Origin of the sequence: uncultured Streptomyces sp., from assembly GCF_947488945.1 — a bacterium.
Lineage (GTDB): Bacteria > Actinomycetota > Actinomycetes > Streptomycetales > Streptomycetaceae > Streptomyces.
In genome coordinates this window covers 421,340-436,373 of record NZ_CANLBS010000002.1, presented here as the reverse complement: position 1 = coordinate 436,373, position 15,034 = coordinate 421,340, and the positions used below count along the sequence as shown (strand labels likewise).

The window sequence follows — 15,034 nt, the reverse complement described above, 5'->3', positions numbered from 1 at the left end:
CGATGTTCCGGCTCCAAGGCAGCAAGACGCTCGCCGTCGACATGACGGGCGACGCCGTCCGGGCGAAGAACGGATCGATGGTCGCGTACGACGGCCAGATGTCCTTCAAGAAGCTGAGCGGCGGCGGTGACGGGCTGCGCGGCATGGTGACCCGCCGCCTGACCGGCGAGCAGATGACCATGATGGAGGTGACGGGCCGGGGCACCTGCTGGTTCGCCGACCGCGCGAGCCAGATCAGTCTGGTCCAGCTGCGCGGCGACAAGCTGTACGTCGAGGCGAGCAACGTCCTGGCCACCGACGGCGGGCTGCGTACCGGCACCTCCTTCACCGGGATGCGCGGCGGGGCGACCGGCAACGGCCTGTTCACCACGACCATCGAGGGCACCGGGCAGGCGGCGATCATGTCGGACGGCCAGGCGGTGGTGCTCCGGGTGACGCCGCAGTACCCGCTGACCGTGGACCCCGGCGCGTACGTCGCGCACCAGGGCAACCTCCAGCAGCACTTCCAGTCCGGGGTGAACTTCCGGACGCTGATGGGCGAGGGGTCCGGGGAGTCGTTCCAGATCCGCTTCGAGGGCGACGGCGTCGTCTACGTCCAGCCCAGCGAGCGCAACACGATCGGGGGCGACGTCTGATGCCGTTCCGCGAGATCAACGCGAAGATGGTCGAGGCGACGGTGGTGCCCGGCCAGAAGATGTTCAGCCAGCGCGGGGCGATGCTCGCCTACCGCGGGGACGTCTCCTTCACCCCGAACCTGCAGGGCGGCAGCGGCGGCGTGATGTCCATGATCGGCCGGCGGGTGGCGAACGAGGCCACCCCGCTGATGACGGTCGAGGGCAGCGGCACGGTGATGTTCGGCCACGGCGGGCACCACATCCAGGTGATCAACCTCGCCGGGGACACGCTCCACGTCGAGGCCGACCGGCTGCTCGCCTTCGACGGCACCCTCCACCAGGGCACCATGTTCATGGGCTCGCAGGGCGGGGTGATGGGGATGGTGCGCGGCCAGGTCACCGGGCAGGGCCTGTTCACCACCACCCTGAAGGGGCACGGCGCGGTGGCGGTGATGGCGCACGGCGGGGTGATCGAACTGCCGATCGCGCCGGGCCGTCCGGTGCACGTCGACCCGCAGGCGTACGTCGCCCACCACGGGGACGTGACCAACAAGCTGTCCACCGCGCTCGGCTGGCGGGACATGGTGGGGCGCGGCTCCGGCGAGGCGTTCCAGCTGGAGCTGAGCGGCAGCGGCGCGGTGTACGTCCAGGCGTCGGAGGAGAAGCTGTGAGCACCCCCGTGATCCACGATCCGGCGACGCTGCCGTCGGACGACAACGTCAACGCGTACACCTTCTGCGTGGAGCTGAAGGGGAGCCAGTGGTTCCTGCAGAAGGGGAAGATGATCGCCTACTACGGGCGGATCGACTTCACCGGCATCGGCAACGGCCGTTTCGACCGGCTGCTGCGGACCAGCTTCCACTCGCCGCTGCACGCCGCGGACTGGGTGGTGGCCGAGGGCAGCGGGAAGATGCTGCTGGCGGACCGGGCGTTCGACGTGAACAGCTTCGACCTGGACCAGGGCAACCTGACGATCCGGTCGGGGAACCTGCTGGCGTACCAGCCGTCGCTGGCGCTGAAGCAGTCCATCGTGCCCGGGTTCCTGACGCTGATCGGCACGGGGAAGTTCGTGGCGGCGTCGAACGGTCCGGTGGTCTTCATGGAACCGCCGCTGCGGGTCGACCCGGAGGCGCTGGTCGGCTGGGCGGACTGCCCGTCGCCGTGCCACCACTACGACCACGGGTACATGACCGGGGTCATGGGCGGGCTGCGGGCGATGACCGGTCTCGGCGGCGCCTCGGGCGAGGAGCACCAGTTCGAGTTCGTCGGGGCGGGTACGGTGCTGCTCCAGTCGACGGAGGTGCTGATGCCCGAGCAGCCGGTCGGCGGGACTCCGCAGCAGGCCGCCGCGCCCGGGGTTCCGGGGGGCGGTCAACACGGCTCCCTCCCCCGCGCTCCCGGTCAGCTCGGGGATCTCCAGCGTCGCTTCGGCCTGTGACGGGTACCCTGCGGAACGTGAGGCCGTAGGCGCGGCCGTCACGGCGCGGGTCCGCTCCGGGGACGGGGGCGGCTCCGCGGTCGCGGACGGGTGCCGGGGCTCACACCCCTTAATTCGTCCGGCTTTCAACTTCTTAGGTAGAATCCATACATGGAGACCGAGACGGCCACGCGCTGGCTGAGCGACGCGGAGCAGTGCGCCTGGCGCACCCACCTGGACGTCAGCAGACTGCTGTCGCACCAGTTGGAGAAGGATCTGCAGCCGTTCGGCCTGACCAACAACGACTACGAGATCCTCGTCAACCTCTCGGAGGCCGAGGACCAGCGCCTGCGGATGAGCGACCTGGCGGAGGCCACCCTCCAGTCCAAGAGCCGCCTCTCCCACCAGATCACCCGCATGGAAGCGGCCGGGCTGGTCCGGCGCGAGAACTGCGAGTCCGACCGGCGGGGGCTCTTCGCGGTGCTGACCGATCACGGAGCGGAGACGATGCGCGCGGTGGCCCCGCACCACGTGGCCTCCGTGCGCAACCACTTCATCGACCTGCTGTCGCCCGAGGCGCTGGCCGAGCTGCACGCGGCGCTCACGCCGATCGCGGAGCACCTGCGGGGGCGGCGCGGCCGGCCGTAGCGGCGGGGAACAGTACGGGCCGGGGGCCGGACGCCGTCCGGCCCCCGGTGCCGTCCGCGCGCCTCAGAGCGCCATGCGCAGCCACTGCTCCACGCCGTTGATGTGCACCGTGGTCAGCGCCTTGACCAGGGTGGCGTCGCCGCGGCGCAGCGCCTCCACGATCGCCCGGCGCTCGGAGAGCGTGTGGGTCACGGCGTCCTCCTGGGTGATGCCGCGCCAGATCCGTGCCCGCACGGTGGCGCTGGAGAGCCGTCGATCAGGCTCGCGAGACAGCCGTTGCCCGCGCTGTCGACGATCGCCCGAGGGAACTCCAGATCGTGCTCGACCAGGCCCTGAGTTCCTTCTCCGGCGGCAGCCGCCCCGAGGGCCGGCTCCCCGGAGGCGATCATCCTTCTGATCTGACGATCGCTCCGTCGGTGACGGTCATGGCACGAGTGTGACCAATCATCCGATGTCCTGGGACCCCCGCACATACGGAATACGTCCCCACGAATGCGCACATCGGACGTCGCCGCGACCCGCCGGAAGCCCTCCCGTGTCAACGGTTCAGCATTCCCCCAGCCCAAGACCACATGGCGCACGACCTGACGCAGCATCAGTCCGCACACCTCGGCAGGAGGCGCGCAACAGAAGGGGAAAATCACCCGGCCACATCGCACAGAGGTAGCGACTCGTCGCCGTCCAGCGGAGCATTGACAGCCGAAACAACCGATGTATAGCCTGCGCGGGTCCGTTGGGAAAGTAAGGAAATGGCCTGCGAGCGCGGCCCGGCCCCGGCCCTGGTGCTCGCCTCCCGCGCGGACGACACCGCGTACCTCGCCGCCCGCTCCCTCACCGAGGTGGTCCGATGACCGCCGTCGAGACCGCCCCGGCCCCCGCCGCCCGACCGGACCAGGAGTCCCCCGTGCCCACCGCAATCGTCCCCACCCCGCAGCAGTCGGCCTGGCAGCGGGACCGGCTCGGCGTCTTCTTCCACTTCGGGATGAACACCTTCCACGGAGTCGAGTGGAGCGACGGAACGCTGCCCGCCTCGTCCTTCGACCCGAGCGACCTGGACGCCGACCAGTGGGTGGCCACCGCGAAGGAGCTGGGCGCGCGTTACGTCGTCCTGACCGCGAAGCACCACGACGGCTTCTGCCTCTGGCCGACCGCCACCACCGACTACTCGGTGCGCTCCTCGCCGTGGCGCGACGGTAGGGGCGACGTGGTCCGCGAGGTGTCCGACGCCTGCGCCCGGCACGGGGTGAAGTTCGGCTTCTACCTCTCCCCCTGGGACCGCAACGCCCCGGCGTACGCGGACGAGGCGGCCTACGACGACTTCTACGCCCAGCAGTTGCGCGAGCTGTGCACCGGCTACGGACGGGTCGACGAGATCTGGTTCGACGGCGCCGGCTCCGAGGGCCACCGCTACGACTGGGCCCGGATCAGCTCGGTCATCCACGAGCTCCAGCCGCAGGCCATGGTCTTCAACATGGGCGCCCCCACCATCCGGTGGGTCGGCAACGAGGACGGACTGGCCGCCGACCCGGTCGAATACGTGGTGCGCAAGACCGAGTTCTCCAACTACACGGTGGAGACGGTGGAGCTGACCGACGCGCTCTACCTGCCGCCGGAGTGCGACGTGTCGCTGCGGCGCGGCTGGTTCTGGCACCCCGAGGACGCGCCGAAGACGCTGGACCACCTGCTGGCCATCTACTACCGGTCCGTCGGCCTGGGCGCCAACCTGCTGCTCAACCTGCCGCCGGACAGCACCGGACGGCTGCCGCAGGAGGACGTGCGGCGGCTGCGCGAGCTGCGCACCGAGCTCGACCGCCGGTTCGCCGCCCCGCTGCCGGCCGGGGTCCGCGAGGTCGCGCCGGGCGTCTGGGAGCTGGACTTCGGTTCCGCGGTGACCTTCGACCACCTCTGGCTGACCGAGGAACTGGCCGGGGGCCAGCGGGTGACCGCGCACGAACTGTGCGACGCGACCGGCACGCCGTTCGCCTCGGGGTTCACCGTCGGCTCCCAGCGGGTGCAGATCTTCGAGCCCGTCACCACCCGCACGGTGACCGTCCGCGTCACCGGCGAGGGCGCGGTCCTGACCGGCGCGACGGCATTCCTCGCGGGCGTCACCTCCGTGCCGGAGATCGCGTACCTGGCCACCACGGACGCCCCGCTGTAGCGGCCCTCCCCCTCAGCTCGCACGTCCCGCCGGGTTCCTCAGGCCGGCGGGGCGTGCGGACCCGCCCCCGCGGCCCCGTCACCCGTCCCCCCGGGCGCCGGGGCCACAGGCCTGTCCGGCGCGCCTCCGGTGATCCGTTCCGGGCACGGGCCCGGCCGGCGGTCCGTTCCGGGCACGGGTCCGCCGGGGGTCGGGCGCCCCCCGGTCCGCCGGGGGCCTCCCGGCGCGGCCGGCAGCCGGAGCGTGAACCGGGCCCCGCCCCGCGGTGCCGGGCCGGCGGTGAGCGTGCCGCCGTGCCGGACCGCCACGTCCCGGGCGATGGCGAGACCGAGCCCGGCGCCGCCGTCGTCCCGGCCGCGGGCGTCGTCGAGCCGGACGAACCGCTCGAAGATCCGCTCCCGTTCGCCCTCGGGGACACCCGCCCCGTCGTCGTCGACGCGCACCAGCACGTGCCCGGCCTCCCGCCCCACCGCCACGGCCGTCCAGCCCTCGGCGTGACGCCGGGCGTTGTCCAGCAGGTTGCCGACCACCCGCGCCAACTGGCCGCGCGAACCGGTGACTTCCAGCGCGCCGTCCGCCACGGACAGCTCCGGCGCCACCCGGTCCCCGGTCCGCTGCGCCAGCTCCTCGCGGACCAGCGCGCCGAGGTCGACCGGCGCGTCCCCCGGCCGCTCCCCCGCGTCCAGCCGGGCCAGCAGCAACAGGTCGGCGGCCAGCACCTGGAGGCGTACGGTGTCCGCGACCGCGCCCGGCACGTCGAGGAGGTCCGGATGGGCCTCGCCGACCTCCAGCTGGGTCCGCAGCGAGGCGATCGGCGAGCGCAGCTCGTGCGAGGCGTCCGCGACGAACCTGCGCTGCCGCTCCACCGACGCCTCCAGCACGGAGAGCGTCTCGTTGGTGGTGCGCGCCAGCCGGGCGATCTCGTCCCGCGAGTCCGGCTCCGGAACCCGCCGGGCGAGGTCCTCCGAGGCGGTGATGGCGGCCAGCTCCCGCCGGATGCCCTCCACCGGGCGCAGCGCCCGGCGGGTCACCAGCCAGGACACCCCGGCGACGACCGCCAGCAGCACGGGAAGGCCGGCCAGCATGGCGGTGCGGACCGAGCCGACCGCCTCCCGTTCGGCGGCGAGCGGGGCGCCCGCGTGGACGGTGAGGGTGACGCCGTCCGGGGTGGTGCCCTCGACGGCGGCGAACCGGTAGGCGGCGCGGGTCCCGTCGACGGTGGCGGTGCCGTCGGAGAACACCGGGTCGTCGTCGGAGACCTCGCCCCGGGCGGGATCGTCCGCCGAGCGGCCGCCGCCGTCGCCGCCGTCATCGCCCTCGGAGTCGTCGGAGCCGTCGGAGTCGTGCCGGGGCTCGTCGGCAGTGGATCCGCGCCCTTGGCCGACCGTCGGCGGGGGGACGGGGGTGACGCCGGCGGCCCCGGTGCCGGTGACCGCCTCCAGCTTGTCGGAGACCGCGACCACCCGGCCCTCCTCGTCGGTGACCTGGACCGGGGTCTCCTCGTCGTCCAGGTCGAGTTCGGCGTACGGCACGTCGAGCGCGAGCCGGCCGGCCACCTCGCGGGCGGCCACCTCCGCCTCCAGCCCGGCCCGGTCCGTCAGGTTGCTCCGCAGCACCAGCAGCACCGTGAGCCCCGCGGCGACCAGCGCCACCGCGACCACCAGGGTCGCACCCAGGGCGGCCCTGGCGGTCACCGATCTCATCGGGCCTCCAGGCGGTAACCGGCGCCGCGCACCGTACGGATGGTCTCCGCGCCGAGCTTGCGCCGCAGGGTGCTGACGTAGACCTCGACGATGTTCGGGTCCCCGTCGTAGGCGAAGTCCCAGACGTGCTCCAGGATCTCGGCCTTGCTCACCACCTCGCCCGCGCGCACCGCAAGTTGCTCCAGCACGGCGAACTCCTTGGCGGTGAGGACGATCTCGGTCCCCTCGCGGTGGACCCGGCGGGCGGCGGTGTCCATCCGCAGACCGCCGGCCGTGAGCACGGGCGAGGCGGAACCGCCGCGCCGGCGCAGCAGGGCGCGGACCCGGGCGACGAGCACCACGTAGGAGAACGGCTTGGTCAGGTAGTCGTCGGCACCCGTGTCGAGCCCCTCGGCCTCGTCGTACTCGCCGTCCTTGGCGGTGAGCATCAGGATCGGCAGTTCGTGGCCGGCCGCCCGTAGTTCCGCGCAGACCCGGTAGCCGTTCATGCCGGGCAGCATGATGTCCAGGATCAGCAGGTCGTAGCCGCCCTGCCCGGCCCGGTGCAGCCCTTCCAGGCCGTCGTGCACGACGTCCACGGCGAAACCCTCGGCGGTCAGCCCCCTGGCCAGGGACACCGCGAGGCGCTTCTCGTCCTCCACGATCAACAGGCGCATACGCACAGCGTCGCAAACCGGAGCTGAAGACGTCTTCAGCTCGCTTCAGGCTGCGTTCAGCAACGTCCCGGCAGGGTGGTTCCCGTCGCACCGCACCGTACTCGGGGAGGAACCTCATGAAGCGCCAGATCGCCATCGCCGCAGCCACCGCCGCCGTGCTCGTCGGGGGCGCCACCGCCGCCACCGTCGCATGGGCCGACGACGGCGCGGACGACCGGGACCGCACCCGGTCCTCGTCCGCCGCGGGCACCGGCGCCGCCGGCAGGGACACCGCCGGCGACCGCACCGCCTCCGATGCCCCCGCCTCCGGCCGGATCACGGTGGACCGGGCGGTGGCCGCCGCGCTGAAGGCCGTGCCGGGCACCGTCACCGGGGCGGAGTGGGAGGGCCCGGACGACGACGGGGACGACGACCGCGACCGTCCGGTCTGGGAGCTCGACGTGTACGGCGCCGACAAGGCCTGGCACGACGTGACGGTGGACGGGCGCGACGGCTCGGTCCTGTCGCACCGCGCCGACGACGACAACGACGACCGCCACCGCCGCGCGCCCCGGTCGGCCGCCGTCTCCGTGACGGAGGCGGCGGATGCGGCGCTGAAGGCGGCTCCGGGCCGGGTGACGTCGGTGGACCTGGAGGACGACGGCGGGGCGCACTGGGACGTGGAGGTCACGGGCGCGAAGGGCGCGGACCGGGACGTGCGGGTCGACGCGGGGACGGCGGCGGCGTCGGTCACGGCGGACGACGACTCCCACGACTCCGACGACGACCGCGGCGGGGAGCGCGACGACCGCGACTGACGGGAGGACGGGCCGGCCCCGGCGCTCCCCCACCCGGCAGCCGGGGGTGCGTCGGGGGTGCGTCAGCCTTCGCCGGTGAGGCCCGCAACCAGTTCGTCGGCCGCCGCGTACGGGTCGAGGGAGCCCGCGACGATGCGTTCGGCCAGGGTGTCGAGGCGGCGGTCGCCGTGCAGGTCCGCGATGCGTGCGCGCAGCGTGGTGACGGCGATCGTCTCCACCTCGCGGGCCGCGCGCGCGGCCCGCCGGGTGCCCAGCACGCCGTGCTCCTCCATCCAGGCGCGGTGCTTCTCCAGCGCCTCGACGACCTCGTCGATGCCCTCGCCGCGGGCGGCGACCGTCTTCACGATCGGCGGCCGCCAGTCGCCGGGACCGCGCGACTCCCCCAGCGACAGCATGTGGTTCAGCTCCCGGGCGGTGGCGTCCGCGCCGTCCCGGTCCGCCTTGTTGACCACGTAGACGTCGCCGATCTCCAGGATTCCGGCCTTCGCCGCCTGGATGCCGTCGCCCATGCCGGGAGCCAGCAGGACGACCGAGGTGTCGGCCTGGGAGGCGATCTCGACCTCCGACTGGCCGACGCCCACCGTCTCCACCAGGATCACGTCGCAGCCGGCCGCGTCCAGCACCCGCACCGCCTGCGGCGCGGAGCGGGCGAGACCTCCGAGGTGGCCGCGGGTGGCCATGGAGCGGATGTAGACGCCCGGGTCGGAGGCGTGGTCCGACATCCGGACCCGGTCGCCGAGGAGCGCGCCCCCGGAGAACGGCGAGGACGGGTCCACCGCCAGCACCCCGACGCGCTTGCCGGCCCGGCGGTAGGCGGAGACCAGCGCCGAGGTGGAGGTGGACTTCCCCACGCCGGGCGAGCCGGTCAGCCCGACGACGTACGCGTTGCCCGCGAGCGGGGCCAGCGCCGCCATCACCTCGCGCAGCAGCGGGGACGCCCCCTCCACCAGGGAGATCAGCCGGGCCACCGCACGCGGCGCGCCCTGCCGTGCCTGCTCCACCAGGGTGGGGACGTCCACCATCACCGCTCCGTTCGCTCTGCCGGCCTGCTCGTCCGTACGTGGTTCCCCGGGGCGGGCGGGCCGGAACCCCTTCCCCGGGGCACCCGGCCCGCCGCCGGGGACTACTTGCCCGGAACGCGGATGATCAGCGCGTCGCCCTGACCGCCGCCGCCGCACAGCGCCGCCGCGCCGGTGCCGCCGCCGCGCCGCTTCAGCTCCAGCGCCAGGTGCAGCACCACGCGGGCGCCGGACATCCCGATCGGGTGGCCCAGCGCGATGGCCCCGCCGTTGACGTTGACCTTGTCCGAGGAGACGCCGAGATCCTTCATGGACTGGACGGCGACGGCCGCGAACGCCTCGTTGATCTCGATCAGGTCGAGGTCGTCGACGGTCAGGCCGTCCTTCTTCAGGGCGTGCCGGATGGCGTTGGACGGCTGCGACTGGAGCGAGTTGTCCGGGCCGGCGACATTGCCGTGCGCGCCGATCTCGGCGATCCAGTCGAGGCCCAGCGCCTCCGCCTTGGCCTTGCTCATCACGACCACGGCGGCGGCGCCGTCGGAGATCTGCGAGGAGGTGCCGGCGGTGATGGTGCCGTCCTTGGTGAAGGCCGGGCGGAGCTTGCCGAGGGACTCGGCGGTCGTCTCGGGGCGGATGCCCTCGTCCTGCGAGAAGAGGACCGGGTCGCCCTTGCGCTGCGGGATCTCGACCGGGGTGATCTCCGCCTCGAAGATCCCGTTCTTCTGCGCGGCGGCGGCCCGCTGGTGCGAGAGGGCTGCGACGGCGTCCTGCTCGGCGCGGTTCAGGCCCAGCCGGGTGTTGTGCTTCTCGGTGGACTCGCCCATGGCGATGTTCTCGAAGGCGTCGGTCAGCCCGTCGTACGCCATCGCGTCGAGCACCTCGACCGCGCCGTACTTGTAGCCCTCGCGGGACTTGGGCAGCAGGTGCGGGGCGTTGGTCATCGACTCCTGGCCGCCGGCGACGACCACGTCGAACTCGCCCGCGCGGATGAGCTGGTCGGCGAGGGCGATGGCGTCGAGCCCGGAGAGGCACACCTTGTTCACGGTGAGCGCGGGGACGTTCATCGGAATGCCCGCCTTGACGGCGGCCTGGCGCGCGGGGATCTGGCCGGCGCCCGCCTGGAGGACCTGGCCCATGATCACGTACTCGACCTGGTCGCCGCCGATGCCGGCCCGGTCCAGCGCCGCCTTGATGGCGAAGCCGCCGAGATCGGCGCCGGAGAAGCTCTTCAGGGAGCCGAGGAGCCGCCCCATGGGCGTCCGGGCGCCCGCGACGATCACTGAGGTGTTACCGGTCGTTGCTGACATGGGCACGGCCCCTAAACATGTGGTGTGAACGAGGGTTTACTCGAATGTACTGAGCACCCTCGCGCCCGTCATCCGGCAGCGGGTGTGACGGCGCGCACGTTGCGTAACCATCCGCGGACCGTTGCACTGGTTCCATGCTGACGCGAATCGACCACATCGGAATCGCCTGTTTCGATCTCGACAAGACCGTGGAGTTCTACCGCGCGACCTACGGGTTCGAGGTGTACCACTCCGAGGTCAACGAGGAGCAGGGCGTGCGCGAGGCCATGCTGAAGATCAACGAGACCTCGGACGGGGGTGCTTCGTACCTCCAACTCCTGGAGCCGACCCGACCGGACTCGGCCGTCGGCAAGTGGCTGGAAAAGAACGGGGAGGGCGTCCACCACATCGCCTTCGGGACCGCGGACGTGGACCAAGACGCCGCGAACATCCGCGAAAAGGGCGTCCGGGTGCTCTACGACGAGCCCCGGACCGGCTCGATGGGGTCCCGGATCACCTTCCTGCACCCCAAGGACTGCCACGGCGTACTGACCGAACTGGTCACGTCCCGGACGGAGCACTGACCTCCGGATACCCGGCCCGGTAGAGTGGGCGTTTCCGGGCCCGGGCCGGGTCGGGGCCGCACCGCGTCCCCGATGCATCTGTCACCATTCCCCGGGGGGCCGTTCGTCGGCGAGCGGTGCTCGTTCGATTTTCGACCAGGGTTGGGGTCTCCCCTGCTCGAACGCAGTTGAGAGCTCGGGGAAGGATGGGACCGCGCAGTGCGGGGCTACGAACGCCAGGAGAGCCACCGGGCTGAAGTCGACCATCTCTCGCGGTTCGAGGCCGAGATGGACCGGCTGAAGACCGACCGGGAGAAGGCCGTCCAGCACGCCGAGGACCTCGGGTACCAGGTCGAGGTCCTGCGCGCCAAGCTGCACGAGGCGCGCCGCACTCTGGCGACCCGTCCCGCGTACGACGGCGCCGATCTCGGCTACCAGGCCGAACAGATGCTCCGCACCGCCCAGATGCAGGCGGACCAGCTCCGGACCGACGCGGAACGCGAGTTGCGCGAGGCCCGCGCCCAGACGCAGCGCATCCTCCAGGAGCACGCCGAGCACCAGGCCCGGCTCCAGGCGGAACTGCACGCCGAGGCGGTGCAGCGCAGGCAGCGGCTCGACCAGGAGCTCGCCGAGCGCCGGCAGACCGTCGAGTCCCACGTCAACGAGAACGTCGCGTGGGCCGAGCAGTTGCGCGCGCGCACGGAGTCGCAGGCCCGCCGCCTCATGGAGGAGACCCGCGCCGAGGCCGAGCAGGCGCTCGCCGCCGCGCGGAGCGAGGCCGTCCGGGTCGCCGAGGAGACCCGGCAGCGGCTCGGCTCCGAGGCGGAGACCGCCCGCGCCGAGGCCGAGGCCATCCTGCTGCGCGCCCGCAGGGACGCCGAGCGTCTGCTGAACGCCGCCTCCACCCAGGCCCAGGAGGCGTCCACCCACGCGGAGCAGCTCCGCACCACGACCACCGCCGAGTCCGAGCAGAGCCGCCGCCGGACCGCCGAGCTCCAGCGGGCCGCCGAAGAGCAGATGACGGAGGCCGCCACCCGGCTGCGCGAGGCGCGGCTGGAGGCGGAGAAGCTGGTCCAGGAGGCCAAGGACGCCGCCGCCAAGCAGCTCGCCGGGGTCGAGTCGCAGAACGAGCAGCGCACCCGGACCGCCAAGTCCGAGATCGCCCGCCTGGTCGGCGAGGCCACCACCAGCGCCGAGACGCTGAAGGCGGAGGCCGAGCAGGCCCTCGCGGACGCCCGCGCCGAGGCCGAGCGGCTGGTCGCCGAGGCGGCCGAGAAGGCCCGCACGGACGCGGCCGAGGACGCCGCGGCCCAGCTCGCCAAGGCCGCCCGCAGCGCCGAGGAGGTGCTGACCAAGGCGTCGGAGGACGCCCGGTCCACCACCAGGTCGGCGGGCGAGGAGGCCGAGCGCATCCGCCGCGAGGCGGAGGCCGAGGCCGACCGGCTGCGCGGCGAGGCCGCCGAGCAGGCCGACCAGCTCAAGGGCGCGGCCAAGGACGACACCAAGGAGTACCGGGCCAAGACGGTCGAGCTCCAGGAAGAGGCCCGCCGGCTGCGCGGCGAGGCCGAGCAGTTGCGCTCCGAGGCGGTCGCCGAGGGTGAGCGCATCCGCGGCGAGGCGCGCCGCGAGGCCGTCCAGCAGATCGAGGAGAAAGCCCGCACCGCCGAGGAGCTGCTGACCAAGGCGAAGGCGGACGCCGAGGAACTGCGTACCTCCGCCGCCGCCGAGAGCGAGCGGGTCCGCACCGAGGCGGCCGAGCGCGCCACCGGTCTGCGCAAGCAGGCCGAGGAGCAGTGGGAGCGCGCCCGCGCGGAGGCCGAGAAGCTGCGGACCGACGCCGAGGAACAGGCACGGGCCGCCGTCACGGCCGCCGAGGCGGCCGCGGGCGAGCTGCGTACGGAGGCCGAGCGCGCGGTCGCCGCCCGCGAGGAGGAGGCGGCCGGGGAGCTCGCCCGGCTGCGTGCCGAGGCCGAGGAGCGGGTCGCCGCCGCCGAGGAGGCGCTGGCCGGGGCCCGCGCCGAGGCGGAGCGGCTGCGGCGCGAGGCCGGCGAGGAGGCGGAGCGGCTGCGCGCGGAGTCCGCCGAGCGGCTGCGCGTCCACCGGGAGCAGGCCGAGGCGGAGGCCGAGCGGCTCCGCGACGAGGCGGCGGCCGACGCCGCCCAGTCCCGCTCCGAGGGCGAGACCCTCGCCGTGCGGCTGCGCTCCGAGGCGGCCGCCGAGGCGGAGCGCCTGAAGTCGGAGGCGCAGGAGACGGCCGACCGGGTGCGGGCCGAGGCGGCGGCCGCGGCCGAGCGGGTCGCCGCGGAAGCGGCGGAGGCACTGTCCGCGGCCCAGGAGGAGGCCCACCGGCGCCGCCGGGCGGCCGAGGAGACCCTGGACTCCGCCCGTACCGAGGCGGAGCAGGAGCGGGAGCGGGCCCGTGAGCAGAGCGAGGAGCTGCTCGCCTCCGCCCGCAAGCGGGTCGAGGAGGCGCAGACCGAGGCGCACCGGCTGGTCGAGGAGGCCGAGACCCGCGCCGCCGAGCTGACGGCCGCGGCCGAGCAGACCGCCCAGCAGGTGCGGGACGCGGTCGCCGGACTGCACGAGCAGGCCGAGCAGGAGATCGCCGAGCGGCGGACGGCCGCCGAGGAGTCGGCCGACCGGGTCAGGACCGAGGCGCAGGCGGAGGCCGACTGCCTCCGTGCCGACGCCCACGCCGAGCGCGAGCGCGCCGCGGAGGACGCCGGCCGTATCCGGCAGGTCGCCGCGGAGGAGTCCGAGGCCGCGAAGGCGCTGGCCGAGCGGACCGTCACCGAGGCGATCGCCGAGTCGGACCGGCTGCGCGGCGAGGCCGCCGAGTACGGCCGGCGGGTCCGCACCGAGGCGGCCGACGCCCTGACGTCGGCCGAGCAGGACGCCGCCAAGGCGCGTGCGGAGGCCCGCGAGGACGCCAACCGGATGCGTTCGGAGGCCGCCGAGCAGGCGGACCGGCTCATGGCCGAGGCGACGACCGAGAGCACCCGGGTGCGCACCGAGGCCACCGACGCCTCCAACCAGCTGGTCGGTGAGGCCACCGTCGAGGCGGAGCGCCGGCGCAAGGACGCCAAGGAGAAGTCCGAACAGCTCCTGTCCGAGGCCTCGTCGGAGGCGGCGCGGCTGCGCGCGGAGGCGGCGGAGACCGTGCGGTCGGCCCAGGAGCACGCGGCCCGTACCCGTGCGGAGGCCGAAGAGGTGCGCGCGGAGGCGGAGTCGGCGTCCGAGCGGATGCGGAGCGAGGCCCGCGAGGAGGCGGACCGCACGCTCGACGAGGCGCGCACCGACGCGGCCAAGCGCCGGGCGGACGCCGCCGAACAGGCGGACCAGCTCATCAACAAGGCCCGCGAGGAGGCGCTGCGCACCGCCACCGAGGCCGAGGCCCAGGCGGACGCCATGGTCGGCGCGGCCCGCCAGGAGTCGGTGCGGATCACCTCCGAGGCCACGGTCGAGGGCAACACCCTGGTGGAGCGGGCCCGGACGGACGCGGACGAGCTGCTGGTCGGCGCGCGCCGGGACGCCACGGCGACCCGGGAGCGGGCCGAGGAGCTGCGGACGCGGATCGAGGCCGAGATCGAGGAACTCCACGACCGCGCCCGCCGCGAGACGTCCGAGCAGATGCGGACCGCGGGCGAGCGCGTCGACCACCTGATGAAGGCGGCGACCGAGCAGCGCGACGAGGCCGCGGCGAAGGCCAAGGAGTTGCTGGCGGAGGCCAATTCGGAGGCGAGCAAGGTCCGGATCGCCGCGGTGAAGCGGGCCGAGTCGCTGTTGAAGGAGGCCGAGACCAAGAAGGCCGGCCTGGTCCGCGAGGCGGAGAAGCTGCGGGCCGACGCGGAGGCGGAGGCGAAGCGGATCGTGGACGAGGGCAGGCACGAACTGGACGTCCTGGTGCGCAGGCGCGAGGACATCAATACGGAGATCTCCCGTGTCCAGGACGTGCTGGAGGCGTTGGAATCATTCGAGGCGCCGACGGGGGGCGGGAAGTCCGGCAGCGGCGGTTCCGCCGGGGGCGTCAAGGCAGCTGCGACCGCGGGCACCCGTTCGGGTGGCAAGCAGTCGGAGGGCTAGCGGGACGCCGAGTCCCGTGCATGGGCACGGACATCAACCCCGCGGGGTGGTAAGCACCTTGTGGGCCAGCCACCCTAAAGAGGTGTC

Annotated in this window: 13 protein-coding genes; 8 read left to right on the top strand and 5 right to left on the bottom strand. The window is 73.5% G+C overall.

What is annotated here, in order from left to right; genetic code table 11:
- Nucleotides 1-2: 2 nt before the first annotated feature.
- From Q0994_RS04090 to Q0994_RS04075, 4 genes are all read left to right on the top strand, one after another.
- Nucleotides 3-635, top strand: a complete 633-nt coding sequence (locus Q0994_RS04090) for an AIM24 family protein (RefSeq protein WP_299529272.1) — start codon at nt 3-5, stop codon at nt 633-635.
- Nucleotides 635-1,285, top strand: a complete 651-nt coding sequence (locus tag Q0994_RS04085) for an AIM24 family protein (protein WP_299529124.1) — start codon at nt 635-637, stop codon at nt 1,283-1,285. Before Q0994_RS04090 ends, Q0994_RS04085 begins: the two co-directional genes overlap by 1 nt.
- Nucleotides 1,282-2,052: an AIM24 family protein gene (locus Q0994_RS04080; protein WP_299529122.1), complete on the top strand. Its 771-nt coding sequence runs from the start codon at nt 1,282-1,284 to the stop codon at nt 2,050-2,052. Before Q0994_RS04085 ends, Q0994_RS04080 begins: the two co-directional genes overlap by 4 nt.
- Before the next feature lie 150 nt (nt 2,053-2,202).
- A complete protein-coding gene (locus tag Q0994_RS04075; protein ID WP_299529120.1) occupies nt 2,203-2,679 on the top strand; it encodes a MarR family winged helix-turn-helix transcriptional regulator in 477 nt (158 codons plus the stop codon).
- 63 nt (nt 2,680-2,742) lie between these two features.
- Here Q0994_RS04075 and Q0994_RS04070 read toward each other — a convergent pair whose 3' ends face one another.
- A complete protein-coding gene (locus tag Q0994_RS04070) occupies nt 2,743-2,871 on the bottom strand; it encodes a hypothetical protein (protein WP_299529118.1) in 129 nt (42 codons plus the stop codon).
- A 655-nt stretch (nt 2,872-3,526) separates the two neighbouring features.
- On the opposite strand from Q0994_RS04070, the gene Q0994_RS04065 reads away from it, so the two are divergent.
- The gene (locus tag Q0994_RS04065) at nt 3,527-4,840 is read left to right on the top strand and encodes an alpha-L-fucosidase (protein ID WP_299529116.1); all 1,314 of its coding nucleotides are present in this window, start codon (nt 3,527-3,529) and stop codon (nt 4,838-4,840) included.
- Between the two features lie 38 nt (nt 4,841-4,878).
- Here the strand turns inward: Q0994_RS04065 and Q0994_RS04060 are convergent, their stop codons facing one another.
- Both Q0994_RS04060 and Q0994_RS04055 read right to left on the bottom strand, forming a co-directional pair.
- Nucleotides 4,879-6,543: a cell wall metabolism sensor histidine kinase WalK gene (locus Q0994_RS04060; protein WP_299529114.1), complete on the bottom strand. Its 1,665-nt coding sequence runs from the start codon at nt 6,541-6,543 to the stop codon at nt 4,879-4,881.
- Entirely contained in the window at nt 6,540-7,199 is a 660-nt protein-coding gene (locus Q0994_RS04055) for a response regulator transcription factor (RefSeq protein ID WP_299529112.1), read from the bottom strand. Before Q0994_RS04055 ends, Q0994_RS04060 begins: the two co-directional genes overlap by 4 nt.
- Nucleotides 7,200-7,315: 116 nt before the next feature.
- Here Q0994_RS04055 and Q0994_RS04050 point away from each other — a divergent pair, with 116 nt between their 5' ends.
- Nucleotides 7,316-7,996: a PepSY domain-containing protein gene (locus Q0994_RS04050; RefSeq protein ID WP_299529110.1), complete on the top strand. Its 681-nt coding sequence runs from the start codon at nt 7,316-7,318 to the stop codon at nt 7,994-7,996.
- Nucleotides 7,997-8,058: 62 nt separating this feature from the next.
- Here the strand turns inward: Q0994_RS04050 and meaB are convergent, their stop codons facing one another.
- The gene (meaB, locus tag Q0994_RS04045) at nt 8,059-9,018 is read right to left on the bottom strand and encodes a methylmalonyl Co-A mutase-associated GTPase MeaB (protein WP_299529108.1); all 960 of its coding nucleotides are present in this window, start codon (nt 9,016-9,018) and stop codon (nt 8,059-8,061) included.
- A 101-nt stretch (nt 9,019-9,119) separates the two neighbouring features.
- Nucleotides 9,120-10,322: an acetyl-CoA C-acetyltransferase gene (locus Q0994_RS04040; protein WP_299529106.1), complete on the bottom strand. Its 1,203-nt coding sequence runs from the start codon at nt 10,320-10,322 to the stop codon at nt 9,120-9,122.
- A gap of 134 nt (nt 10,323-10,456) precedes the next feature.
- Between Q0994_RS04040 and mce the strand changes: the two genes are divergently transcribed.
- On the top strand, nt 10,457-10,885 hold the full coding sequence (gene mce, locus Q0994_RS04035) for a methylmalonyl-CoA epimerase (RefSeq protein ID WP_299529104.1): 429 nt from the start codon (nt 10,457-10,459) through the stop codon (nt 10,883-10,885).
- 198 nt (nt 10,886-11,083) lie between these two features.
- A complete protein-coding gene (gene scy / locus Q0994_RS04030) occupies nt 11,084-14,947 on the top strand; it encodes a polarized growth protein Scy (RefSeq protein WP_299529102.1) in 3,864 nt (1,287 codons plus the stop codon).
- Nucleotides 14,948-15,034: the final 87 nt, after the last annotated feature.

Coding starts and splice junctions, on each gene's coding strand:
- Q0994_RS04065 (WP_299529116.1), top strand. CDS start 3,527: ATGACCGCCGTCGAGACCGCCCCGGCCCCCGCCGCCCGACCGGACCAG.
- Q0994_RS04085 (WP_299529124.1), top strand. CDS start 635: ATGCCGTTCCGCGAGATCAACGCGAAGATGGTCGAGGCGACGGTGGTG.
- Q0994_RS04060 (WP_299529114.1), bottom strand. CDS start 6,543: ATGAGATCGGTGACCGCCAGGGCCGCCCTGGGTGCGACCCTGGTGGTC.
- Q0994_RS04055 (WP_299529112.1), bottom strand. CDS start 7,199: ATGCGCCTGTTGATCGTGGAGGACGAGAAGCGCCTCGCGGTGTCCCTG.
- Q0994_RS04090 (WP_299529272.1), top strand. CDS start 3: ATGTTCCGGCTCCAAGGCAGCAAGACGCTCGCCGTCGACATGACGGGC.
- mce (WP_299529104.1), top strand. CDS start 10,457: ATGCTGACGCGAATCGACCACATCGGAATCGCCTGTTTCGATCTCGAC.
- meaB (WP_299529108.1), bottom strand. CDS start 9,018: ATGGTGGACGTCCCCACCCTGGTGGAGCAGGCACGGCAGGGCGCGCCG.
- Q0994_RS04050 (WP_299529110.1), top strand. CDS start 7,316: ATGAAGCGCCAGATCGCCATCGCCGCAGCCACCGCCGCCGTGCTCGTC.
- Q0994_RS04040 (WP_299529106.1), bottom strand. CDS start 10,322: ATGTCAGCAACGACCGGTAACACCTCAGTGATCGTCGCGGGCGCCCGG.
- Q0994_RS04075 (WP_299529120.1), top strand. CDS start 2,203: ATGGAGACCGAGACGGCCACGCGCTGGCTGAGCGACGCGGAGCAGTGC.